This is a genomic window from Curtobacterium sp. L6-1 (assembly GCF_018885305.1).
GTDB lineage: Bacteria > Actinomycetota > Actinomycetes > Actinomycetales > Microbacteriaceae > Curtobacterium > Curtobacterium aetherium.
Genome location: NZ_CP076544.1, coordinates 2,244,472 through 2,267,896, shown reverse-complemented (window position 1 = coordinate 2,267,896; position 23,425 = coordinate 2,244,472). Strand labels below are relative to the sequence as shown.

Here is a 23,425-nt window from a genome sequence, read left to right as displayed (position 1 = left end):
GCGACGCTCACTCGGCGATGGCGGATGGTCCGTGGAGTGCGGAGTTCGCGCAGGCTCGAGGCGAAGCCTCTCCCTACGAGCGGAAGGTGCTCACGGATGGTGTGGTGACGGCCGCTGAACTCAGTGACTCGCATCGCCGGGTGCAGAGCTGCATGCACGACGGCGGATTCGACCTCGAGTGGTCGGAAGAGAACACGTACGAGGTGACCCCCTCGGATGGCAGTGCGCTCACCGAGGGCGTGGATGCCGCGCTCGAGAAGACGCGGCTCGCGTGCCTGGACAGGTGGGACCACAGCATCACGTACCTCTTCACCGAGACTCGTCGCAATCCGGAGAAGCAGGACGACGCGAAGATCACCGCCGCATGTCTGCGGACGTCGGGCCTCGTCGGCCCGGACTACACCGAACGCCGATGGCGGTCCGAGCACGACACCGGCACGTTCTCGTTCGACGAGTACGACCCTGCTGCTGTCCAGTGCCGGCTGGACCCACTCGGCCTCTGGCGGCAGGGATGAGCGGGCGTCGCACCGCCGCGCTGTCGGGCTCGCTCCTCGGTCTCGGCAGCCTGCTCCTCGCTGCGGCCGCAGCCGTCGGTGCGGTCGTGGCGCTCCCGGCCGATCCTCCAGCGGCCCTGCGGACGGCAAGGCCGGTCGGCACGGTGGCGGTCACCGAGCGGACGGACGCCGATGAACACCAGGTGCAGCTCGCGCTCGACACCGGAGCACCCCGAGCCGTGGTCACGAGCCGCACCGGCATCGTCACGTCCTCGTCGTGCTCGACCGGCGGAGTCATCCGGAGCGGCACGGAGATCGCCCGCGTCGACGACCTGCCGGTGATCGCGTTCGCCAGCGCGACGCCGCTGTTCCGGGACCTCCACGTCGACGACCGGGGTGCGGACGTCCGCGGGCTCCAGCAGGAACTCGCCCGACTGGGGTCGACCATCGCGGTCGACGGGATCGTCGGACCGGGAACGCTCCGGGCGGCGCGTTGGTTCCTCCTGGCCCACGACGTTCCCCGTTCGGCGGTGTCGGACGACTCGATCGAGCGCTCGGCCTTCGCGTGGATCCCCGCGGCGGAGGCGACGGTCCGGACGTGCACGGCGGTGGTCGGAGCGCCGGTGGACGCCGACGGCACGCTCGTCGAACTGCCAGCGGAACTCCGCGGAGCACGGATCGAGCAGCTCCCCGCCGACGTCGTGGCCGGCGCGCGGGTGGTCGCCGTCGGGCAGTTCCACAGCGCCGTCGACGACCACGGGGTGGTGACGGACCCGGCAGCACTCGCGCAGATCGGCGCGCTGCCGGAGTACGCCGCCACGGTGGCGTCCGCCGACGGCGTCCCGACGCTCCCGGCCACGTGGGCGCTCGCCGAGCCCCTCACGGTCCAGGTCGTGCCGCCGACCGCGCTCTGGGACCTCCGCGACGACCACGCGTGCGTACAGCCGGTGACGGGGGACCCGGTCCGGGTGGAGGTCGTCGGTTCCGAGCTCGGGCAGTCCTTCGTCCGAGTCGGCCCAGGAGCGACACTCGACCGCGTCCGCGCAGCGCCCGACAGCGGTCGGCCGTGCCGGTGAGTCTCCGTGGTGTCGGGCACCGCTGGCCGAACGGCACCGAACTGTTCCGCGACGTCGACCGGACCTTCGACGAGGGCACCGTGACGGCGTTGGTCGGCCCGAGCGGGTCCGGGAAGTCGACGCTGCTCGCGATCCTCGCCCGGATGACCACCCCGACGGCCGGACGGGTGGAACTGCCCGACGACGCCGCCGTGCTGTGGGTGTTCCAGAACCCGCACGGGGTGGCGCGTCGAACCGCGCTCGACCACGTGACCCTGCCGTTGCTCGCCCGCGGGATGCGTCGACGTGCGGCCGAGCACCGGGCGATGGTCGTCCTCGAGCGCTTCGGTCTGGCGGCGCGGGCCACTGCGCGGTTCCGCGAGCTCTCGGGCGGCGAGGCGCAGCGGCTGATGCTCGCACGGGGTGTCGCCACGGACCCGACCCTGATGCTCGTCGACGAACCCACCGCGCAACTCGACCGGACGACCGCGGCCGAGGTGAACGACGTGATCGCCGAGCTCACAGCGGCCGGCACCACCGTCGTCGTCGCGACGCACGACGACGCCACACGGGCTGCGTGTGGAGCAGTCCTCGACCTCGGGGCCTTCCGGTGAGACGGCCCGGCATGCGGACGACGGAGGTCCTCCGTGAGGCCTGGCGGGACATCGCCTCGGGCGCGGGTGCGGCGGTCGTCTGCGCCGGGGTCCTGGCGGTGCTGGTCGCGGGGGTCGTCGGCGTCCGGACCGTCGCCGTGGCGGATGACGTCCGCGCCGCAGCGCGATGGGTGGCGTCCGGTGCCGCCACGCAGGTGTTCACCGCGGCCGGACGGATCGACGGGCGGGCGTGCGCGGCGCTGGCCGACGAGCCGGACGTCCTGGCAGCCGGCGCCTTCCGGAAGACCGAGGACGGCATGGTCGTCGCGGCGCTCCCGGGGACGTCGATCCCGACGTACGAGGTGACCGGTGGAGCGACCGCGCTGTTCGGCGTCGCGGGGACCACCGGTGCCACGGGTGTCCTCGTCGCCCCCGAGGTGGCCGAGGTCCTCGGCGTCGGTCCGGGGCAGCAGATCGCGACACCGGACGGTCCGGTGCCGGTCGCGGGGGTCTACGCCTACCCGGACGACGGCCGCGACCCCGAGCTGTCGTACGCGGTCCTGGCTCCGACCGTCGACGACGGTGCGCCCTTCGACGCGTGCTGGGCGACCGTCTGGCCCCAGGACGAGACCGCCGTCAGCGCGCTCCGGCGGACACTGCTCACAGCGACCGGGTCAGAGGACGGCGAGCGGTCGACGCTCGGCCAGCTGAACCCCCGCTCCGGGACCGCGTTCCTCCCGAGTGACCCGCCGGCCCCCGGCCTGCTCGAGTCGGTGGCGCTCGCCCTCGGTCTCGTCGTCGGGTGCGCTGCGGTCCTGCGTCGACGGCTGTCGATCGCCTCGGACCGTCACGTCGGGGTCCGTGTGGCGGCGCAGGCACTCGGCATCGCCGTCCAGCACCTCGCGTGGGGTGCGGTCGCCGCGGCCCTGGCGCTCGCCGTGTCCGTCGTGCTCGTCCGTGGTCTCCCGCCCGGGGACGGGCTGCCGATCGTCGCGGACGGCACGGTCCTCTGCGTGCTCGGACTCGTCGGCGCGGTCACGGGAGGTGCAGCCGCGGTGCCGCTCGTCCGGGAGCGTGCATTGCACCGCTACTTCCGCACCCGGTGACCGGGCGGATGACGGACGACCCCGCACTGCTGTCGCTCCGGCGACCGTCTCCGAGCTCACGACCGCGCGCCCGGCCGGGAGGCGCGGCGAGCGCCCGACACGTCACCCGCGACCGGCGGTCGTCACTTCCGACACGTCACCCGCGACCGGCGGTCGTCACCTCGATGCGGTTGGCCCACGGGTCCTCGAACGCGACCGTGCGACCGTCGTCAGTGGTCTGCACGCCCGCATCGCGCATCCGGGCGGTCAGGGCGCCGAGGTCGTCGGCGGCCGGGACCTCGATCCGGACCAGCCCGAGTCCGAGCGCCTGCTGCCGTCGCCCCGCTCCGCGGGAGTTCCACGTGTTCATCGCCATGTGGTGGTGGTACCCGCCGGCGCTGACGAACAGTGCCTGGCCGCCCATCGCCGCGGTGGTCGCGAAGCCGAGCGTGTCGACGTAGAACGCCTTCGCCGAGGCCACGTCGCCGACCGACAGGTGGACGTGGCCGACGCGGCCGGGCCGGGTGTCGGCGCGCTCGACGGCCTCCGCGGTGAGGTGCTCCTGCAGGAACGCGTTCGGGTCGATGTACACGGTGTCCATGTCGATCGACCCGTGCGTCCACGACCACTCGGTGCGGTCGCGGTCCCAGTACAGCTCGACGCCGTTGCCCTCCGGGTCCGTGAAGTAGAACGCGTTGCTGACCAGGTGGTCGGCGCTGCCGGTGAACGACCGCGGGTAGCGCGTGGCGACGGAGTACAGGGCGGCGGCCAGGTCGGAACGGTCGTCGAACAGGATCGCGGTGTGGAACAGACCTGCCTGCCCCGGTCCGGCGTTCCGGAGGGCCGGCTCGTGCTCGAGGACCAGGATCGGCACGGTGAGCCCCGTGGCCGCCCGGGCGTCGGCGACGGGAGCGCCGGCGACGGGGGAGTCGGCGACGCGAGCACCGGGGAGAGGAGCGCCGGCGACGGTGGCACCGGCACCGGCACCGGCACCGGCACCGGCACCAGCGACCGCAGCTCCTGCGGACGGCCGACCGAGGACCACCCGGCCACCCTCCTGCGCCAGGACCGTCAGCCGGACGCCGTCCCGGTAGAACGCGGTGACGGCGTCGAGGTCGGCGACCCGGAGCGTCACGGCGCCCATCCCGGTGTCCGCGGCGAGGAGGTCCTGCGAGTTCATCCCCTCAGTGTGCGCCCACTTTGTTGACGCGTCAACCAAACATGGTCATGGGCCAGACCGGCCGTCACTTCGCGCTGAAGCCGCCGTCGGTCTTGAGCAGTTGCCCGTTCACCCACCCGCCGTCCGGCCCGCACAGGAACCCCACGAGCGCGGCCGTGTCCCGGGGCGTCGACACCCGCCCGAGCGGCGTCTGCTCGACCAGGGCCTGCCGGAGGTCGTCGGTGATCCACCCGGTGTCGTTCGGCCCGGGGTTGATCGCGTTCGCACTGACCTGCACGTCACCGAGCTCGATCGCCGCGCCGACGATCAACCGGTCCAGGGCGCCCTTGCTCGTCCCGTACGGCAGGTTGTACCCGACGTGGTCGCTCGTGAGCGCGACGATCCGCCGACGGTCGAGCGGTGCGTCCGCCCCGTCCCGGAGTCGCCGGGCGTACGCCTGCACGATGAGGAACGGCGCCCGCACGTTCACGGCCAGGTGCTGGTCGAACGACTCGACGGTGGTCGACGCGAAGTCCGAGTCCACCGACTCGCAGTGCGAGAACACGACCGCGGCCACCGCGGTACCCGCCTCCGCCTCGGCGCGCTCGACGAGCGCGGCCGCCTGCGTCGCGTCGGCCAGGTCGACCGGGAGGCGCGTCACGGCAGCACCCGCCGCCCGGCACTCCACCACGACCGCGTCCACCCCCTCCGGATCGGCGGCGCCGTACACCCGCTCGTCGTACGGCCCCCACCAGCTCAGGGCCAGGTCCCACCCGTCCGACGCGAGTCGCGTCGCGATGGCCGCGCCGATGCCGGCGCGGCGGCCGACCCCGGTCACCAGGGCGAGCGGTCTGTGGGTCGTCATCCGGGCCTCCGTCCCGACCGCGCTGCGGTGCGCGGTCCTGTCCACCTTGGCATCACACCCGGTGGCCGGTCAGCCCGGCGGCCCGCGGACGGGCCAAGATGGACCGATGCCCCCTGAACGCCGCGGTCGCCGTCCCCGACCCCAGGACCTGCCGGTCGAGCACGTCCGCGACCGGATGTCGTCGTACATCTACGGCAACATCACCGTGCTCGCGGTCGCGATCGCGGTCTCGCCCGACCAGATCCACCACGGAGCGGCGGTGCTGACGGTGCTCGCGACGGCGGTGCTCACCTACCTGGCGCACGTGCTGTCGCACCTCGTCGCGCACGCGATCGGCGACACCGGCGACGACGCTGCGCGCCGGGAGTCGGTCGCGGTCATCACCCGGAACGCGAACCCCATCGCGACGTCGGGGCTCATCCCGGCGGTGCTCTACGCCGCAGCCTGGGCCGGATGGCTGCCGGCCGAGTGGGCGCAGATCGCCGCAGTGGCCATCCTCGTCGTGCGCATCGGCCTGGTGGGCGTCTTCCTCCAGCGGTTCCGCGGCAAGCAGCCGTCGTTCCTCGGGCTGTGGGGTGGCGTCGTCCTCGCCGCCGTCGCGCTCGCCATCTCCGTCGTGAAGGTCGTGGCCACCCATTGAGTGAGACAGAGCAGACCCGCGGGGGGTCGACCCGACGGTTCCTGCGCGACCTCGTCGTCATCGTCGTGGCGGCGCTCATCGCGTCGTTCCTGGTGAAGGCGTTCCTGGTGCGCTCGTTCTACATCCCGTCCGAGTCGATGGAGGACACGCTGCTCGTCGGGGACCGGGTCCTGGTGAACGAGCTCGTCCCGAAGGTCATGTCGCTCGAGCGCGGGGACGTCGTCGTCTTCCGCGACCCGAACGCCTGGCTCGGTCCGGGGCAGGGCGACGACCTCATCAAGCGGGTGATCGGGCTGCCCGGCGACCACGTCGAGTGCTGCGACGCGCAGGGCCGGCTGTCTGTCAACGGGCACGCGGTCGACGAGCCCTACGTGCGGCTGCCCGCCGACGTGAAGCGGGTCTCGGGCGAGGACTTCTCGATCACGGTGCCGGCAGGACGGGTGTGGGTGATGGGTGACAACCGCTACAACTCGGCGGACTCGCGCATCCACGGCAACGTCCCGGTGGACGACGTCGTCGGGCGGGCCTTCGTGATCACCTGGCCGGTCGACCGGTGGTCGGTGCTGTCCCGCTACGGCGAGGAGTGGGACGCGGTGCCCGACCCGCGCTGACGGCCCTGGTCGGCCTCCGGGCGTCAGCAACCGACCGTGGTGAGCGTCACCCGTGCGACGCGGTCCGCCTCGACCGTCGCGCGTTCGGCGCACAGGTCACCGGCGCGCACCGTGACCTTCCCGAGCGGGACGCCCGCGAAGTCCGCCGTGTCGCCGGGGTAGACCTGCTGCCGGGCCGACGGCTCGCCGTTCGGCAGGTAGACCTTGACCTGGTAGGCGTGGTCGGCAGCGTTCGGCGACACCGTGACGGACACCTGGCCGGTCGGGTTCTGGGCGCCGCACCCCGTCAGGACGACGGCCGCGGCACCGGCGAGGGCGAGGGCGAGGAGGACGCGGTGGAGCACCTCGCCAGGGTACGCGGCGGTGTCCGACGATGACCCGCCCACTGGGGGCATGCGTTCTCGGAACACCGCGGGGGCGTGTCCGGTATCCGCGTTAGCGTGGAGGCATGAGCATCGAGCACGTCGAGCAGACGGTCCCCGCTTCCGCTCCCGACGCTGCCCGGCGTGCCGCACTCCTCGCCGCCCTCGACGTCGTCCAGGGCGGACCCGAGGAGCGGTTCGAACGCATCACCCGCATCGCCCGCGAGGCCTTCGGCGTGGCCGGGTCGTTCCTCAACCTCGCCGGTGACGACCAGCTCTTCCACAAGTCCCAGCAGTCGGACGCCGTGTTCCCCGGCACGACGCCGCTCAAGGACACGTTCTGCGGCCGGACGCTCGACCAGGACGGGCCGGTCGTGGTGCCGGACGCCCGCGACGACCGACGCTTCTCCGACCTGCCGATGGTCAACCAGGACCCGAACGTGCGGTTCTACGCCGGCGTCCCGCTGCGCGTCGGGGCGGACGCGACGAAGGTCGGCACGCTGTGCCTGATCGACCCGAGCCCCCGTGCCCTCGATGCCGAGGACGTCGCCCTGCTCCAGGAACTCGGCGTCTGGGCCGAACGCGAGCTCGCGACCGGCCTCGACGACGACCGGCTGCGGGTCGTGCTCTCCGGGCTGCAGCCGCGCACGGTCGACCTCCCCGGGTGGACGATCGGTGGGACGTCGATCCCGCACGGCATCGTCTCGGGTGACTTCCACGACTGGCGCGTGGCGGACGGCACCGTCGACCTCACCGTCGCCGACGTGATGGGGAAGGGGATGGCGGCCGGACTCCTCGCCGCCGGCATGCGCGGAGCCCTGCTCGCCCGGTGCCACCAGGACCCGTCGACCGCCATCGCCGCGCTCGAGGAGCAGGTCGCCCCGGACCTGAGCGCCGCCGAGGCGTTCGCCACCCTGTTCCACGGCCGGCTCGACACGACGACCGGACGGTTGTCCTTCGTCGACGCCGGACACGGGCTCGTGCTGCACCTGCACGCCGACGGGACCGAGTCGGTGCTGCGCTCGGTGGACCTGCCGATCGGCCTGCACCCCGTCGGCATGGAGCGCGCCTCCGGGGAGCTCGTGATCGAGCCCGGCGACTCGCTCGTCCTCGTCAGCGACGGTGCGCTCGAGCTGTGGGACTCGACCCTCGCGTCGCTCTCCCGTCTCGGGGCGCTCTACCGGAAGGCGACGGACCTGCCGTCGTTCCTGGCGGGGGTGCGCGGTCGGGCGATCGAGCACGACCCGGGCGACGACCTGACGGTCGTCGTGGTCTCCCGCGACGCCTGACGACGCCGCGGCCGCGCGCCGCCGCGCGCCGCCCGACGACTCAGGCGCCGAGGCGCTCGATCAGCTCCCGGTACCGCGCCGCCGTCCGCTCGACGACCTCGTCCGGCAGCACCGGCGGCGTCCCCGTGCGGTCCCAGTGCGCGCTGAGCCAGTCGCGCACGATCTGCTTGTCGAACGAGTCCGTGCGGTTCCCCGACTCGTACGCGACGGCGTCCCAGTAGCGGCTCGAGTCGCTGGTCAGCACCTCGTCCGCGATCCGGATGAGACCGTCGGCGTCGCGACCGAACTCGAACTTCGTGTCGGCGATCACGACGCCCCGCTGCAGGGCGATCGCCGCCGCCTCGGAGTACACGGCGAGCGAGAGGTCACGGAGTGAGGCCGCATCGGCTGCCCCGACGAGTTCCTCGGTGCGTTCGAACGAGATGTTCTCGTCGTGCTCGCCCTGCGGCGCCTTGTACGCAGGCGTGTAGATCGGCTCGGGCAGGCGGTCGCCGTCGGACAGGCCGGCGGGCAGCTCGACACCGCAGACACTGCCGGTCTCCTGGTACTCGGCCCACCCGCTGCCGACCAGGTAGCCCCGGACGACGCACTCGACGGGGAACATCCGCAGCGGCATGACGTGCATCGAGCGGGCTGCGACGGCGTCCGGCACCGGGGTCGTCGTGCCGCTCGGCGTGAGCAGGTGGTTCGGGACGTCCCCGAGCTGCTCGAACCAGAAGCGTGACAGGCGGGTGAGCAGCTCACCCTTGCCCGGGATCGGCGGCTCGAGTGCGAAGTCGTACGCGCTGACCCGGTCGGAGGCGACGAGCAGCAGTTCGGTGGCCCCGGCGACGTCCGCCGTGGACGCCGGCACGTAGAGCTCGCGGACCTTGCCGGAGGAGACGTGTCGCCAGCCCTCGACGACCGGTGCGCCGCTCATCGGGCGACCTTCGCGGCGATGTCGGTGCGGAACTGGCCGCCGGGCAAGTCGATGTCGTGCAGCCCGGCGTACGCCCGGTCACGCGCCTGGGTGAAGTCCGTCCCGGTCGCGACGACGCTGAGCACCCGTCCGCCGGTCGCGACGAGGTCCCCGTCGAGGACGCCGGTGGCGGCGTGCAGCACGGCCACGCCGTCGCGGGCGTTCGCGGCGTCGACCCCCGTGATGGTGCGGCCGGTCACCGGGTTCTCCGGGTAGCCCTCGCTGGCCAGGACGACCGTGACGGCAGCCTGGTCGCGGAACTCCGGTCGGGGCACGGCGCCGAGCTGGCCGGTGGAGGCCGCGAGCAGGAGGCTGCTCAGCGGCGTCGCGAGGCGGGGGAGGACCACCTGCGTCTCGGGGTCGCCGAAGCGAGCGTTGAACTCGATGACCCGCACGCCCTGCTCGGTGACGATCAGGCCGCAGTAGAGCAGCCCGATGAACGGCGTGCCCTCGTGCTCGAGGCGACGGACGGTGGGGAGCGCGACCAGGTCGGTGACCTCGTCGACGAACGCCTGCTCGGAGCCCCAGCGCTCGTCGAGCCACGGCAGCGGCGAGTACGCACCCATCCCGCCGGTGTTCGGACCGAGGTCGCCGTCGGACAGGCGCTTGTAGTCCTGCGCGGGCGAGAGCGGACGGACGTCGTGCCCGTCGCTGAGGAAGAACAACGAGACCTCTTCGCCGTCGAGGAACTCCTCGACCACGACGGGTCCGTGCTGCAGCCAGTACGAGGCGTGGTCGACGGCTGCCTGGCGGTCCTCGGTGACCAGGACGCCCTTGCCCGCGGCGAGCCCGTCGGCCTTGACCACGTACGGGGCGCCGAGGTCGTCGAGCGCTGCGACTGCTTCGTCCACCGTGCCGGCGTACACCGGGCGGCCGGTCGGCACCCCGGCCTCTGCCATGATCCGCTTCGCGAAGGCCTTCGAGCCCTCGAGCTGTGCGGCCGCCTTGCCCGGGCCGAACACCGGGATGCCGCGGGTGCGGAGCGGGTCGGCCACGCCGGCGATGAGCGGCGCTTCCGGGCCCACGACGACGAGCTCGACGTCGTTCTCGAGCGCGTACTCGGCGACGAGGGCGCCGTTGGTCGGGTCGAGCGACACCGTCTCGACGTCGGCGGCGATGCCGGCGTTCCCGGGAGCCGCCGTGATGACGTGCCCGGCCTGTTCTGCCAGGAGGGCCGTGATGATCGCGTGCTCGCGGGCACCGGAACCGAGGACGAGGATTCGCACCCGATCACCCTACCGAGCCCGACTCGCCGCCCGCAGTGCACCGGCTAGCCTGTGGAGATGCCGCCGAAGACCATCGAGGACGCCGTCGGACGGGCCGCACTCGACGCGGTGACCGCCGGCGCGACGGACCGGCCCTCGCTCGCGACCGCCGTCCGGTGGACGCTGCAGCGCCTGGCCGAGGACGTACCGGGCAACAGCGTCGAGGTCCGGGTCCCGCCGTTCGCTGCCGTGCAGGCCGTGCCCGGACCGCGCCACACCCGCGGGACGCCGCCGAACGTCGTCGAGACCGACGCGACGACGTGGCTCGCACTGGCGACGGGGCAGCTGCGCTGGGACGACCCCGAGACGGCCAAGCGAGTCAGCGCCTCCGGTTCGCGCGCCGACCTCGCCGCCTTCCTGCCGGTCCGCCTGCCCTGACGGTCGACCAGCGCAGACGGTCGGCCTGCCCTGATGGTCCGCCTGCGCAGACGAGCCGCCTGGTCCTGACGGACCGCTCGTCCTGACGGACCGCTCGTCCTGGCGGTCTGTCGCGCCGTCCGCGTCCGCGACCGGACGGGAGGCCCGTCCCGCGACCGCCCGTCGGCTCACCTCGACGAGGTGGTCGGCGCCGCCGGACTCGATACCGGCGGGAATTAGGTAGTGGCTACCGATGTGCTCGGTGTGCCCGCTTGCCTACGCTGGTGAAGTCGCCGGGATTCGGACCCGACCCGAACGGGTCCGAACCCGGCGACGGATGCAACGCTACGCGAAACCCGCCGACCTGTGTCAACAGGTGCGGCGAGTCGTGCTGCATCCCGCAACTTCTCTTGCGGTCTGGCCCGACCGTTCTGTGTCGCTCGGCCGGATCAGGGCCGGTCGCCCGGACGCACGTCGGCCTCCCGTCGTGGGGCCCACGGAGCCGTCAGCGCGCGCTGCCCGCTGCGGCAGCACGGGGCCGTCCGTCGCGGCAGTACCCCGTTTCCGTACCGGGAGCGCATGCCGTCCGCCGCGTCAGAGCAGCTCGGCGAGCTCCGACCGGGCGTGCAGGTCCCACTTCGAGAAGACCCGCGACATGTGGGCGTCCACGGTCCGCACCGACAGCCCGAGCTGGTCGGCGATCCGGCGGTTCGAGAAACCCTGCGCGGCGTACTCCGCGACCTCGTACTCCCGCTTCGTCAGCGGCTGCTTCGTCCGCCCGGCGGTCACGGCCATGCCGCACGCCGCCAGTGCCGACTGCGCGCTCGCGATCCAGCCGCGGTCCCCGGAGCGCAGGGCCTCCGCGTACCCGGTGATCGCGGCGGCGAGCGGACCGTCCACGCGGGTCGCGGCCTCCTGCATGCGGGCGAGCGAGGCGGTGGTGTCCCGGCCGCTCATCGCGTCCATCGCGTAGTGCAGCGTCTGCGCGTAGAGCACGTGCGTCCAGGCGCCCGTCGCCGTCCCGCGCGCGATGAGCTCGTCGGCGCGACGGAGTCCGGCGGGGTTGCCGAGCAGCGCCTCGGTCCACGAGATGGTCGTCTCGATCTGGTCGCCGAGGATCCGCATCGCCCGGAGCGGTGTCGTGCGGGCGCGCTCGACGGACTCCGCGGCGGCGTCGGTCATGCCCGCGTACGCCTGCGCCATCGCCAGACGCGACCAGGCGTAGGCGGCGAAACCACCCGGGTCGGTGAGCTCGTACCGTTCGCAGGCGGCGGTGAACGCGGTCACGGCGTCCGTCCACCGTCGCTGGCCGAGCGCCCGGTTGCCGATGCCGAACAGCTCGAGCGTGAAGTCGTACTTCAGGAACGGGTCCGCCCGGCTCACCGGCACCTGGGTCAGCATGTCCGCGATGTCCCCGCGCCAGACCTGCACCTGGTGCAGGACGGACACGACCTCGCCGACGCTCCAGGGGGAGTCCTCGAGGTGCACGGCCGCGGTCGCCAGGCAGGCGTGCGCCAGGCGCTGGGCGTCGTCGAGCCGGCCGCCGGTCCCCAGCGCAGCGATGGCACACGGAGCGATCGGCAGGAAGGACCGCGGGATCGTCGGGGAACGCAGCACGCCGGTGCGCTCGATCTCCTCCCGGACCTCGGCGAAGTCCCCGCCCCACCCGAGGTGCGACAACCGCAGGACGCGCAACTGCTCGACGGTCTCCGGGGCGCGGACGTACTGCGTCGCGACCTCCGCGAGGGCCACGGCCGCAGCCGGGTCGTCGTCGTGGAACTGCCGCAGGTTCGCGAGGGTCTCGCACGCCTCGACCACGGCGACGTCGTCCACGTCCGCACCCGAGGTCGCGAGGCCCCACGCCGCCTCGGCGTCGAGGCGTCCGGCTTCCCGACCGCTGCTGTAGCCGTGGGCGAGCGACCGCAGACAGTGGGTCCGGACCCGCTCGGTGGCGGTCAGCCCGGAGCCGAGCGCGGCCGTCGTCAGGGCGATGGCGCTCTCGTGCTCCTGCAGGCCACCGGCCACCCGGGCGGCGTCGAGCAGCTGGTCGACCGGGGGCACGACACCGCACTCGAGCGCCCAGAGCGTCGCCCGGAGCCGCGCGGCGGGCGGAGCGCCCTCGGGCCGGTCGGTGCGGAAGGCGTTGGCGCGGGCGAACAGCGCCGTCCGGCGGGCGACCGGCACCAGGGCGCGCACGACCTCGCCGACCAGGGGATGCGACGACCGTGCGACCGGGCTGCCGGCGTCGGTCGAGTCGATGCGGACGAACCCGAGCCCGACGGCGCGGTCGAGGTCGGCACCGTCCACCAGTGCGAGCAGCCGGGAGAGCGGGATCGGGTCGGCGAGGGCGACGATCTCCACGACGTCGCGCAGGTCGCCGGGCAGCCCCGCGAGCTCGGTCCGGTACATGTCGGCGAGGCTGTGCGACGCCGTCACCCGACCGCGCCAGTACCAGCTCAGCGCGGTGTGCTCGAGGGCTCCCGAGGCGAGGCCGGCGCGCACGACCTCCCGCAGGTACAGCGGGTTGCCCTCGGTGGCCCGGTGCACCCGTTCCACCGACGCCGGCTCGAGGGGCGCGCCGAGTGCCCGTTCGACCAGGCTCGCGGCCTCGTCGACGTCGAGCGGTTCGAGGTCGATGCGTTCGAGCAGGTCGTCCTGCCACAGCGCCCGCAGCGGGTCGGCGAGGGCGGTGAAGTCGCGGCAGGTCAGCACCAGCCGGGCGTCCTGGTCGCGCACGAGCCACGCCACGTACCGGGCGGAGAGGGTGTCGAGCAGGTCGGCGTCGTCTACCCGGAGCACCAGGTCGCCGCGACCGGCCTCGGCCGCGTGCCGGAGGCGTTCCTCGGCGGACACCGGCTCCGTCAGGTCGTCGCCGAGGACGTCGCCGAAGCGGTCGGACACCGCGCCGAACGGCATCGACGAGCTCGCGGCGACGGCGGTGATCGGGACAACGAGCGGCGGGTCACCGGGCGACAGCGCGACGACCCGGTCGGTCACCCGCGCGGCGACGGTGGTCTTGCCGAGCCCGGCGGCACCGACGAGGGCCACGCTCCACCGGTGCTCCGCGACGACGGCGACGGCGCGGTCCTCCTCGCGTCGCGTCAGGACGGGCCAGGACAGCCGGGCCGGTGGGGAGGTCGGACGGCGGTCACCAGCGGGGGTCGAATCGACCATCGCGCGCCTCCGTCCCTCGTGTCCATCGGTGATTGACCATCATCTCGCGTTCCGGTGGCGCACTGCGGGCGTGCTCCCTCCCAAGGTGGGGGACAATGGGTCGGTGAGCAGCCCCGATCGACCCGAGCGCCCCGTCCCGGCGCCGAACGCGGTCACGTCCCCGGACCAGGTGACCATCCGCCGCGCCCCGCGGTTCAGCGTCTTCATCCTCGGCGGTGCGGTCCTCGGGTTCCTCGTCACCGTCCTCGTCGTCCTGCTGACCATGGGCATCGACCGCGGCGACCAGCAGGAGACCACGGGCTTCGCCGGACTCGTCGGCTACTTCAGCCTGTACGGCGTCTCGATCGGGATGCTCATCGGCGCGGTCGCCGCCGTCGTGCTCGACCAGGTCTCCTCGCGCCGGGCAGCCCGCCTGACGGCCGAGCGCGTCGCGGTCGACCCGGCCCCCGAGACGGTGGACGGCGAGCTCGAGGGCGACGGCCAGTCCGCTGCACCCGCGCCCACGGCCGACCCGATGGTCACGGACCCGGCGGTCACGGACCCGGTCCGCGACGACCAGCCCGAGCGCTGACGTCGCGGTCGCGACGCGACCACACGACGGACGGGAGGCTCCCCACCATCTGGTGGGGAGCCTCCCGTCCGTTCCGTGCCGGTGACGCGAGGCGTCAGCTGAGCTGGTTCGCCTCGACCCAGGCGAGGTACTCCGGCGACACGGTGCCGGTGACGTACTCGCCGGTGAAGCAGCTCATCTCGAGGTCGGTGACGTCGGACCCCTCGATGATCGCGTCGCGCATGTCGCCGATCTCCTGGTAGATCAGGTGGTCGCTGCCGAGGACCCGGTTGATCTCCGGGATCTTCCGGTCGTGCGCGATGAGCTCGGCGCGCGTCGGCATGTTGATGCCGTACACGTGCGGGAAGCGGACCGGCGGCGCGGCGCTCGTGAAGGTGACCTCGTTCGCCCCGGCGGCGCGGGCCATCTCGACGATCTCCTTGCTCGTCGTGCCGCGCACGATCGAGTCGTCGACGATCAGGATGTTCTTGCCCTTGAACTCGGAAGACATCGCGTTGAGCTTCTGCCGGACCGACCGCTTGCGCTCCGCCTGGCCGGGCATGATGAACGTGCGGCCGACGTAGCGGTTCTTGTAGAAGCCCTCGCGGTACTCGATGCCGAGCTTCTGCGCGACCTGCATGGCCGCGGGACGGCTCGAGTCCGGGATCGGCATGACCACGTCGATGTCGCCGGTCGGGGCGTACTGCTCGATCGTGTCGGCTAGGCGGTTGCCGAGGCGCAGCCGGGCGTCGTACACCGAGATGCCGTTCATCACCGAGTCCGGGCGGGCCAGGTACACGTACTCGAAGGCGCACGGCACGAGGCGCGGGTCCTTCGCGCACTGCCGGGCGTGCATCGTGCCGTCCATCTCGATGAACACGGCCTCGCCCGGGGCGACGTCGCGGACGATGTCGTAGCCGCCGGACTCGAGCACGAGGGACTCGCTCGCGACGACCCACTCGCTCTTGCCGGCGTCGTCGAACTTGTGCCCGAGGATGAGCGGCCGGATGCCGTACGGGTCACGGAAGGCCAGCAGACCGTGCCCCGCGATGGTCGCGATCGTGGCGTAGGAGCCCTCGACGCGCTCGTGCACACGCTCGACCGCGTCGAACACCTGCCCGGGGTCGAGGTGCGAGCCGCGGACCTGGCCCTGCAGCTCGTGCGCCAGGACGTTCACGAGCAGCTCGGTGTCCGAGGTCGTGTTGAGGTGCCGGCGGTCGATGTCGAACAACTCGCGGGTGAGCTCCCGCGTGTTCGTGAGGTTGCCGTTGTGCACGAGGACGATGCCGTACGGCGCGTTCACGTAGAACGGCTGGGCTTCCTCTTCGTTCGTGGCGGCACCACGGGTCGCGTACCGGACGTGGCCGAGGCCCATCGTCCCGAGCAGCGCTCGCATGTCACGGGTGCGGAAGGCCTCCCGCACGTGGCCGCGGGTCTTGTGCATGTGGTGCACGTGCCCGTCGACCGTGGCGATGCCCGTGGAGTCCTGTCCCCGGTGTTGCAGGAGGAGCAGGGCGTCGTAGATGGATTGGTTTGCAGGCCCCTGCGCAACGAGGCCGACGATGCCGCACATTCGCGGGGTGCTCCAGACCGTAGGATCGGGTGGTACCGAACAAGTCTGCCATGCTCCGCGGAGGACCACGCATGCCGAACCCGTACGCAGAAGCCGGCGTCGACACCGCCGCCGGTGACCTGGCCGTCGAGCTCATGAAGTCCGCCGTGTCGGCGACGCACAACTCGTCCGTCCTGGGCGGGGTCGGCGGCTTCGCCGGGCTGTACGACGTCTCGTTCCTCAAGGACTTCGAGCGCCCGCTGCTCGCCACCTCGACCGACGGCGTCGGCACGAAGGTCGCCATCGCGCAGGCCATCGACAAGCACGACACGATCGGGCAGGACCTCGTCGGCATGGTCGTCGACGACATCGTCGTGGTCGGCGCGAAGCCGATGTTCATGACCGACTACATCGCCTGCGGACGCGTCGTGCCGAACCGGATCGCCGACATCGTCGCCGGCATCGCCAAGGGCTGCGCCGCGACCGGCACCGCGCTCGTCGGCGGCGAGACCGCGGAGCACCCGGGGCTGCTCGGGCCGGACGACTACGACGTGGCCGGTGCCGCCGTCGGCGCGGTCGAGGCCGGATCGCAACTCGGCGCCCACCTCGTGCAGGACGGCGACGCGGTCATCGCGATCGAGTCCTCGGGGCTGCACTCGAACGGCTACTCCCTCGTGCGGCACATCCTGGGCCAGCGCGGCATCGGGTACACGGACACGCTGCCGGAGCTCGGCGGCCTGGTGGGGGAGGCCCTGCTCGAGCCGACCCGGCTGTACACGTCCCCGCTGCTCGACCTGATCGACGCGCACCCGGGCGCCGTGCACTCCCTGTCGCACGTCACGGGCGGCGGCATCGCGGCGAACCTGGCGCGCGTGCTGCCCGTCGGCTCGTGGGTCGAGGTCGAGCGCTCCACCTGGCAGCCGCTCCCGGTGTTCCGCGTGCTCGCCGAGCTGGCCGGGACCCCGATCGAGGACACCGAGGGCACCTGGAACCTCGGCATCGGCATGTTCGCCGTCGTGGCCGGTGCCGCGGCCGAGCAGGTCATCGCGAGCCTCGGCGCCGCGGGACTGCCGGCGTGGACGGTCGGCTCGGTGTCGACGAGTGCTCGGGACCTGGACGGGTTCGAGCAGGGCGCGAAGGGCGTCGACGGCGGCGCGGTCCGTCTCGTGGGGGCGTACCGGGGCTGACGCGCTCGGTGCCTGGTGCGGCCGCTGGCGCAGGGCGTCGGCGCTGCCGTCTGCGTCGGCGCGAGGTCGTACGACACGCCGCCGGCCCGTCGCCGAGGTCGCGTGATCTGCCGCCTGGAGGTGCGGGAAGCGGCCCGTCGTGCGACCTCGGCGTACCGGTCACGGCACGTCGTGCGACCTGGGCCGCTGGCGTGGCTGGTGGGTGGCCCGGCGTCGAGGTCGCGTGACCTGCCGCGGGGCCGTCGTCGAGGTCGCGTGATCTGCCGTCTGGAGGTGCGGGAAGCGGCCCGTCGTGCGACTTCGGCTGCGGCACAATCCCTGCGTCGAGCGACGGACGTGTGCGCCTGCGCCTGCGCCTGCACCGTCCGGGCGCGCCGAGACGCCGCGCTACCCGGAGGCGCGCGGCGTCATGGAACCAGGAGGTCAGGCGGACTTGTTGGTGTCCGGTTGGTTCTCCAGGTCGCCCTCGTCACCGACGTCGTCGGCCCAGCGGTCGACGTAGTCGGGCTCGTCCGACTGCTGTGCGACGGAGAGTTCGCGTTCGAGAGCACCGTAGTTGGTGTCCGGGCTGAAGTACTTCAGCTCCCGGGCGACCTTGGTGTGCTTCGCCTTCTGACGGCCGCGCCCCATGCGTGACCCCCTCTTGTGTCGGCTCGTGTCCGTCTCGGCGGGCGTCGAGTGAACACCCGGGAAGTACAGACGATTCGTGGTGAGAAATCCGTCGGCCACTTTACCATGTACCCCGTTGCCGACTTCGCCCGGCGCGTCCCGAACACAGCAGAATCGAGGGTGATGCGCACCGCCGCACAACAGGCCCGTGTCGTCGTCATCGGAGCGGGGCAGGCAGGGCTCTCCGTCGCGTGGCATCTCCAGCGCGCCGGCCTCGTCGCCGGGGACGACGTCGTCGTCCTCGACCGTGCCCCGGGGACGGGAGGCGCGTGGCAGTTCCGGTGGGACGCCCTCCGTCTCGGCCTGGCGCACCGCGTGCACGACCTGCCGGGGATGCACGAGATGGGCCTGCGCTTCGACGATGCCGACCGCTCCCGCCCGGCGCGCGACGTCGTGGCCGAGTACTACCGCCGGTTCGAGGAGCACCACGACCTCCGCGTCCGTCGACCGGTCGCGGTGACGAGCGTGCGACGTGTCAGCGCAGCCGCGGACACAGACGCAGGCGCAGCCGCAGCCACAACAAGCCGCCTCGTGGTGGAGACCCGCGCCGAGGACGGCACCGTCGGCACCATCGTCGCCGAGGTCGTGGTGAACGCCTCCGGCACCTGGGGCACGCCGTTCGTGCCGTGGGTCCCCGGGCGGGACGTCTTCCGTGGCCGGCAGCTCGACACGACCGGCTACCGGGACGCCGCGGACTTCGCCGGGCAGGACGTGGTGGTGGTCGGCGGGGGCACGAGCGGCATCGGGTTCCTGCTCGAGCTCGACGGCGTCGCCCGGTCGACGCGCTGGTTCACGAGGCGTCCGGTCGTCTGGTCAGAGGACCGCGCACTGGCCCTCGGCGCGGCGGTCGCGGCAGTGGAGGACCAGGACCGCGCGGCGCGAGCGGGCCGGGTGCTGCCGAGCATCGTCAGCGGGACCGGACTGCCGGTGTCGCGCAGGATCCGGGCGGGACTGGACCGCGGACTCCTGCGCGCCGAACCGATGTTCACCCGCTTGGACGAGGACGGCGTCGTCACCGCGGACGGCGAGCACGTCCACGCCGACGCGGTGCTGTGGGCGACGGGGTTCCGCGCCGACCTGCGACACCTGGCGCCGTTGCAGCTGCGGACCGAGGACGGTGGCGTGGTCGTCGAGGACGGACGCTCCACCGCGGAGCCCCGCCTCTTCCTGGCCGGGTACGGCCCGCAGGCGTCGACGATCGGCGCGAACCGGGCTGGCCGCCGGACGGCTCGCCAGGTCCTCACGGTCCTCGCCGAGGACGCCGCGGTCGCGTCCAGCTGACCAGGACGGGAGGCCCGCCCCGGCTCGGGCACGCGGCTCACCGCGACCCCGCCGCCCCGCCGCCGTGCGGGTACCGACCTCAGGCCGCCACAGGCTCCTGCCCACCCCGACGCTCCCGGGCCCGTCGCGCCACGAGGGCGTCGACCGAGTACCGCCCCGCCCCGGTCAACGCGACGGCGATCGACCCGGCCGCCAGGACGAGCACGTACTCGAAGCCGCCGTCCTGCGAGAAGAACCCGTTCGCCAGGTGCGCCAGGAACCCGGCCACGACCATGTCGACGGCGAGCAACACGGCCACCACGCGGCTCGCGACGCCGAGCACGAGCAGCACCCCGCCGACGAGTTCGAGTCCGGCGACGACGGGTGCGGCGACCTCGGCGAGCGGGACGCCCATGCCCGCGAAGCCCCGGGTCACGCCGGGGAGGCCCTGCGCGAACTTCTGCGCGCCGTGGGCGATGAAGACCACGCCGAGGACGACGCGGAGCACGGTGAGGCCGAGTGAGGTCGATGTGGTTCGCATGCCCACGACGCTAGACGGTGACGCGTCACCGACCGACGGCACCCGGGCGACTCCCGGACCTCCACCAGGGGAATGCCAGACGGCGGTCCGCAGAACTGCGGACCGCCGTACAGCAACGACTGTTGCTCAGGAAGAAGCGCCGCGTCCGGTCTTCTCCTGCAGGCGCTCGATGTGCTCCGACGCCTCCGCCTTGGTGAGGTCGGCCGAGAGCTCCTCGCCGGCCTCACGCGCGAGGGTGTCGAGGTAGCTGCGCTGCGGGCCGGTCATCGGCTCGTCGCCGGTGACCCACTGCTCGGGGTCCTTGCTCGCGGTGGTCGACGGGTCCGGGCGTTCGCCGCCGAGGGTGTCCGGCTGGTTCTGGTCTGCATCACTCATGAGCGTGACCGTACGCCGCACCGCCGACGGCCAGCGCAGCAGCACGTCCCCCGACGCCGTGCGTGGACAACCGGTGCGCGGAGGGGCTCAGACCGGGGTCGCCGTGTACCGGACCAGGTCGCTGCCGACGTCGCTCGCCGCGACGGGGACGACCCGGCCACCGCGCTCGATCCAGAGCGTGTTCGCGGGGCCGTCGAGTCGGTCGACCCGGTGCATCGAGCCGTCGAGCAGCACGGACGCCGTGACGCGCACGCGCCCGGACGCCGGTCGCGGCGGGAGGCCGGGGACGTCGTCGGCGTAGGTCGGGTACTCGCCGGGGGTCAACACGGGCGCCACGGGCGTGGTGACGACCTCGACACCGAGGGCTCCCGACTCCGTCCGCACCGGCCGCCCGACCGTCCCGTCGGCAGGAGCGTCCCCCGAGCGATCGGCAGGAGCGGCCCCCGAGCGATCGGCAGGAGCGTCCCCGGAACCGTCGGCAGGAGCGGCCCCGGAACCGTCGGCAGGAGCGTCCCCGGTGCCGGCGGCCGACACCACCACGAGCCGCACCGCCTGGTCCATCGGCAGCGGCACGTCCACCTTCGGGGCGTCGACGGAGCCGGCCAGCGCGCGGAACGCGGGCCGACCGTCGGCGGCGAGGTGCGCCTCCTGGCCGTCGATGCGGACGCGACCGCGGCCACGGGAATCGGCGTAGACGCCGGGCTCGAGCCCGGAACGGCGGGCGTCCAGGAGGCTCACCACCACCCGGTCGGGTCGGTACCAGTCACGGAGCGTGGCCGGGTCCACCCAGCCGATGCTCGCGACGCCGCGCGCCAGCTCCGCGGAGTCGTCGGCGGCGCGCTCGTCGAGGGCGCCGAGCGGGTGCTCGCCACGGACCGCGACGAGCCCGTCGTAGCGGCCGTCCGGGGAGGCGGGCGGCCGGTGGTCGAGCACCTCGACGCGCTTCGAGACCTTGCCGCCGTGTCCGTCGAAGGTCGCGAAGGTGCGGAGGTCCTCGGGAGCGGTCGTCATGGGGTCACATCGTACGTGCCGACACCGTCACGGGCGGTCCTGGTGCGTCGGCGGGACCGGCGGCGCGGTGGGCACGAGGGACCGGATCTCCCCGGTGCAGAGCGCGGGGTCGACGCCGTCGGCGGGGCCGGCGGGACGGGTGGCGCGGCGGGACGTCGCCCCGTGGTGCGCGAGCTTCTGCGGCTCCAGGCTGTTGCGCTGGGCCGACCGGATGAGGCGGTCCTCCTCGGCCTCCGAGCGGAAGACGCCGTGCGGCGAGCGACGGAGGGCGGGGCGGACGGGCTCGCCGCGGCGGTCCTGCCCGGGGAAGGGGCGGGACCGGCGGCCGTAGAGCAGCTCGGACGAGTCGAGGAGCCACGGCACGAGGGCGACCGTGACGCCGTGCGTGAGCAGCAGCTTCTTCCGGATGCGGCGGCCGCGGTGGTTGTGGAGCAGGCCCTCCCACCAGTGTCCGACGATGAAGACCGGGGTGTAGACGGTGACGACCTCGGAGCCGTGCTCGAGCCGGTGCGCCTTGATGTACTTGATGAGCGGCATCGAGATGTCGCGGTACGGGCTCGGCACCATGGTGAGCGGGACCTCGATGCCGTGCTCGGCCCACTGCTCGCGGAGTCGGGCGGCGTCGGCGTCGTCGATCGCCACGTGCACGGCCTCGAGCCCGGCGTGCTCGGCCGCGATGGCGTAGTCGAGCGCCTTGAGGACGGGCTTCTGCAGCTTGTTCACGAGGACGATCGCGTGGTCGCCGGTCGCGCCGAACTCGGTCTCGGCGTCGACCTCGATCTCGTGCGAGACGTCGCGGTAGTAGCGGTTCACGCCGAGCATGAGGACGAACAGCACGGGCATGATCACGAAGACGAGCCAGGCGCCGTGCGTGAACTTCGTGATCGTGACGATGACCAGGACCACGAACGTGAAGGTCGCCCCGATCGAGTTGATCGTCAGGCTCCGGAGCACCTGCCCGCGGTTCACGGGCTCGCCGGCGGTCCCGGCACGGTCGGCGCGCAGCAGCGTGACCCAGTGCTTCACCATGCCGCTCTGCCCGAGGGTGAACGACACGAACACCCCGATGATGTAGAGCTGGATGAGGCTCGTGACGTTGGCCCGGTAGACGATGAGCAGCGCTGCCGCGACGAGTGCCAGGACGATGACGCCGTTCGAGTAGATCAGGCGGTCGCCGCGGGTGGACAGGGCCTTCGGCGCGTACGAGTCACGGGCCAGGATCGAGCCGAGCAGCGGGAACCCGTTGAAGGCCGTGTTCGCCGCCAGGAGCAGCACCGCCGCCGTGGTCGCCTGGATGACGAAGAACAGCACCGAGTTGTCGCCGAACGTCGCCGCCGCGATCTGGGCGATGAGGGAGCGCTGCGGGGTGGTCGCGCAGTCCGCGAAGCCCTGCAGGTCGCACGCGTTCTCGGCGTAGTGCACGCGCGAGACGAGGGCGAGCGTGATGAGCCCGATGAACAGGACGATCGCGATGCCGCCCATGAGCACGAGGGTCTGCTGCGCGTTCTTGATCTTCGGACGGCGGAAGGCCTGCACGCCGTTCGCGATCGCCTCGACACCGGTCAGCGCCGAGCAGCCCGAGGCGAAGGCGCGGAGGAGCAGCAGGATGAACGCGGCCTGCGTGGTGTGCTCGACGTTCTCGACCGTGTACGCGGCGGACTCGGCGACGGGCGCGTCACCGGCGGCGACGCGGACGAGCCCGGTGACGACCATGAGGAAGACGCTCGCGACGAACAGGTAGGTCGGGACCGCGAACGCCTTGCTCGACTCCCGCACCCCGCGGAGGTTCGCGGCGGCGAGCAGGACGACGAAGAGCAGGGCGAGCTCGACCCGGAAGGGGTTGAGCGCCGGCAGGGCCGAGATGATGTTGTCGACGCCCGAGGCGACGGACACGGCGACGGTCATGACGTAGTCGACGAGCAGGGCGCTCGCGACGACGAGGCCGGCCTTCTCGCCGAGGTTCCGGTGCGCTACCTCGTAGTCGCCGCCGCCGGACGGGTACGCCTTGATGAGCTGTCGGTAGGACGCGACGACCACGACGAGCAGCAGCACCACGAGCGCGGCGACCCACGGTGCGAACGTCAGGAACGCCATCCCGCCGAGCAGCAGGATCATCAGCAGCTCCTGCGGCGCGTACGCCACGGAGGAGAGGGGGTCGCTCGCGAAGATGGGCAGCGCCAGGTGCTTCGGCAGGAGCTGCCCCTCGAGTTTCTCGGAGGGGAGCGGGTCGCCGATCAGTCGCGCTTTCAACGACCGGATCTCGTTGGTCACGAGCGACGAACTTACTCATCCCGGGGGCGAACGCAACACCGGAGGGCGGAACGGTATTCCGCCGTGACCGAACCGGACGTGGCGAGCCCCTCCGATCCGCGC

The 23,425-nt window shown here is 72.7% G+C and carries 23 protein-coding genes; 11 read left to right on the top strand and 12 right to left on the bottom strand.

The features are described from left to right. Positions 1-17 precede the first annotated feature (17 nt). Genes KM842_RS10385 through KM842_RS10370 form a run of 4 tightly spaced genes read left to right on the top strand, consistent with a single transcriptional unit; the run spans position 18 to position 3,248 of the window. Positions 18-515: a hypothetical protein gene (locus tag KM842_RS10385; RefSeq protein WP_216258136.1), complete on the top strand. Its 498-nt coding sequence runs from the start codon at positions 18-20 to the stop codon at positions 513-515. Then, positions 512-1,570, top strand: a complete 1,059-nt coding sequence (locus KM842_RS10380; RefSeq protein ID WP_216258135.1) for a peptidoglycan-binding domain-containing protein — start codon at positions 512-514, stop codon at positions 1,568-1,570. Before KM842_RS10385 ends, KM842_RS10380 begins: the two co-directional genes overlap by 4 nt. Beyond that, positions 1,561-2,163, top strand: coding sequence for an ABC transporter ATP-binding protein (locus tag KM842_RS10375; RefSeq protein ID WP_216258133.1), 603 nt, complete (start codon positions 1,561-1,563; stop codon positions 2,161-2,163). The genes KM842_RS10380 and KM842_RS10375 overlap by 10 nt, the downstream gene beginning before the upstream one ends. Positions 2,164-2,174: 11 nt before the next feature. After that, positions 2,175-3,248, top strand: coding sequence for a hypothetical protein (locus KM842_RS10370; RefSeq protein WP_216258131.1), 1,074 nt, complete (start codon positions 2,175-2,177; stop codon positions 3,246-3,248). 136 nt (positions 3,249-3,384) lie between these two features. Here the strand turns inward: KM842_RS10370 and KM842_RS10365 are convergent, their stop codons facing one another. Together KM842_RS10365 and KM842_RS10360 are read right to left on the bottom strand one after the other, a co-directional pair. Next, entirely contained in the window at positions 3,385-4,407 is a 1,023-nt protein-coding gene (locus KM842_RS10365; protein ID WP_253206090.1) for a VOC family protein, read from the bottom strand. Positions 4,408-4,471: 64 nt separating this feature from the next. After that, entirely contained in the window at positions 4,472-5,251 is a 780-nt protein-coding gene (locus KM842_RS10360; protein WP_216258130.1) for an SDR family oxidoreductase, read from the bottom strand. Between the two features lie 106 nt (positions 5,252-5,357). On the opposite strand from KM842_RS10360, the gene KM842_RS15880 reads away from it, so the two are divergent. Both KM842_RS15880 and lepB read left to right on the top strand, forming a co-directional pair. Continuing rightward, positions 5,358-5,891, top strand: a complete 534-nt coding sequence (locus tag KM842_RS15880) for a hypothetical protein (RefSeq protein WP_253206088.1) — start codon at positions 5,358-5,360, stop codon at positions 5,889-5,891. Continuing rightward, positions 5,888-6,502 (top strand): signal peptidase I, encoded by a 615-nt coding sequence (gene lepB / locus KM842_RS10355; protein ID WP_253206087.1) that lies wholly within the window; start codon positions 5,888-5,890, stop codon positions 6,500-6,502. The genes KM842_RS15880 and lepB overlap by 4 nt, the downstream gene beginning before the upstream one ends. A 23-nt stretch (positions 6,503-6,525) precedes the next feature. Here lepB and KM842_RS10350 read toward each other — a convergent pair whose 3' ends face one another. Further along, complete coding sequence (locus tag KM842_RS10350; protein WP_216258125.1) at positions 6,526-6,846, bottom strand: hypothetical protein; 321 nt, start codon at positions 6,844-6,846, stop codon at positions 6,526-6,528. A 104-nt stretch (positions 6,847-6,950) separates the two neighbouring features. Between KM842_RS10350 and KM842_RS10345 the strand changes: the two genes are divergently transcribed. Next, positions 6,951-8,153 carry a PP2C family protein-serine/threonine phosphatase gene (locus tag KM842_RS10345; protein WP_216258122.1) on the top strand — a complete coding sequence of 401 codons (1,203 nt, stop codon included), beginning with the start codon at positions 6,951-6,953 and terminating at the stop codon, positions 8,151-8,153. A gap of 40 nt (positions 8,154-8,193) precedes the next feature. Here KM842_RS10345 and KM842_RS10340 read toward each other — a convergent pair whose 3' ends face one another. After that, on the bottom strand, positions 8,194-9,072 hold the full coding sequence (locus KM842_RS10340; RefSeq protein WP_216258121.1) for a phosphoribosylaminoimidazolesuccinocarboxamide synthase: 879 nt from the start codon (positions 9,070-9,072) through the stop codon (positions 8,194-8,196). Next, positions 9,069-10,337 (bottom strand): phosphoribosylamine--glycine ligase, encoded by a 1,269-nt coding sequence (purD, locus tag KM842_RS10335; RefSeq protein ID WP_216258119.1) that lies wholly within the window; start codon positions 10,335-10,337, stop codon positions 9,069-9,071. Before purD ends, KM842_RS10340 begins: the two co-directional genes overlap by 4 nt. 57 nt (positions 10,338-10,394) lie before the next feature. Between purD and KM842_RS10330 the strand changes: the two genes are divergently transcribed. Continuing rightward, positions 10,395-10,754 carry a sterol carrier family protein gene (locus KM842_RS10330; protein WP_216258118.1) on the top strand — a complete coding sequence of 120 codons (360 nt, stop codon included), beginning with the start codon at positions 10,395-10,397 and terminating at the stop codon, positions 10,752-10,754. Positions 10,755-11,327: 573 nt separating this feature from the next. Here KM842_RS10330 and KM842_RS10325 read toward each other — a convergent pair. Continuing rightward, on the bottom strand, positions 11,328-13,907 hold the full coding sequence (locus KM842_RS10325) for a LuxR C-terminal-related transcriptional regulator (RefSeq protein WP_216258116.1): 2,580 nt from the start codon (positions 13,905-13,907) through the stop codon (positions 11,328-11,330). A gap of 103 nt (positions 13,908-14,010) precedes the next feature. Here KM842_RS10325 and KM842_RS10320 point away from each other — a divergent pair, with 103 nt between their 5' ends. Continuing rightward, positions 14,011-14,478, top strand: coding sequence for a hypothetical protein (locus KM842_RS10320; RefSeq protein WP_216258114.1), 468 nt, complete (start codon positions 14,011-14,013; stop codon positions 14,476-14,478). Positions 14,479-14,572: 94 nt separating this feature from the next. Here the strand turns inward: KM842_RS10320 and purF are convergent, their stop codons facing one another. Further along, positions 14,573-16,030: an amidophosphoribosyltransferase gene (gene purF, locus KM842_RS10315; RefSeq protein WP_216258112.1), complete on the bottom strand. Its 1,458-nt coding sequence runs from the start codon at positions 16,028-16,030 to the stop codon at positions 14,573-14,575. Positions 16,031-16,101: 71 nt separating this feature from the next. Between purF and purM the strand changes: the two genes are divergently transcribed. Next, a complete protein-coding gene (gene purM, locus KM842_RS10310) occupies positions 16,102-17,196 on the top strand; it encodes a phosphoribosylformylglycinamidine cyclo-ligase (protein WP_216258110.1) in 1,095 nt (364 codons plus the stop codon). Between the two features lie 423 nt (positions 17,197-17,619). Here purM and KM842_RS10305 read toward each other — a convergent pair whose 3' ends face one another. After that, positions 17,620-17,826 carry a DUF3073 domain-containing protein gene (locus tag KM842_RS10305; RefSeq protein ID WP_216258109.1) on the bottom strand — a complete coding sequence of 69 codons (207 nt, stop codon included), beginning with the start codon at positions 17,824-17,826 and terminating at the stop codon, positions 17,620-17,622. 162 nt (positions 17,827-17,988) lie between these two features. Between KM842_RS10305 and KM842_RS10300 the strand changes: the two genes are divergently transcribed. After that, positions 17,989-19,146, top strand: a complete 1,158-nt coding sequence (locus tag KM842_RS10300) for an FAD-dependent oxidoreductase (RefSeq protein ID WP_216258107.1) — start codon at positions 17,989-17,991, stop codon at positions 19,144-19,146. Positions 19,147-19,225: 79 nt separating this feature from the next. On the opposite strand, the gene KM842_RS10295 is transcribed toward KM842_RS10300, so the two are convergent. From KM842_RS10295 to KM842_RS10280, 4 genes are all read right to left on the bottom strand, one after another. After that, positions 19,226-19,666 (bottom strand): DoxX family protein, encoded by a 441-nt coding sequence (locus tag KM842_RS10295; protein ID WP_216258106.1) that lies wholly within the window; start codon positions 19,664-19,666, stop codon positions 19,226-19,228. Between the two features lie 126 nt (positions 19,667-19,792). After that, positions 19,793-20,041, bottom strand: coding sequence for a DUF3072 domain-containing protein (locus KM842_RS10290; protein WP_216258103.1), 249 nt, complete (start codon positions 20,039-20,041; stop codon positions 19,793-19,795). 87 nt (positions 20,042-20,128) lie between these two features. After that, positions 20,129-21,052, bottom strand: a complete 924-nt coding sequence (locus tag KM842_RS10285) for a hypothetical protein (RefSeq protein WP_216258101.1) — start codon at positions 21,050-21,052, stop codon at positions 20,129-20,131. Between the two features lie 27 nt (positions 21,053-21,079). Continuing rightward, entirely contained in the window at positions 21,080-23,323 is a 2,244-nt protein-coding gene (locus KM842_RS10280; protein WP_253206085.1) for an APC family permease, read from the bottom strand. Positions 23,324-23,425 lie beyond the last annotated feature (102 nt).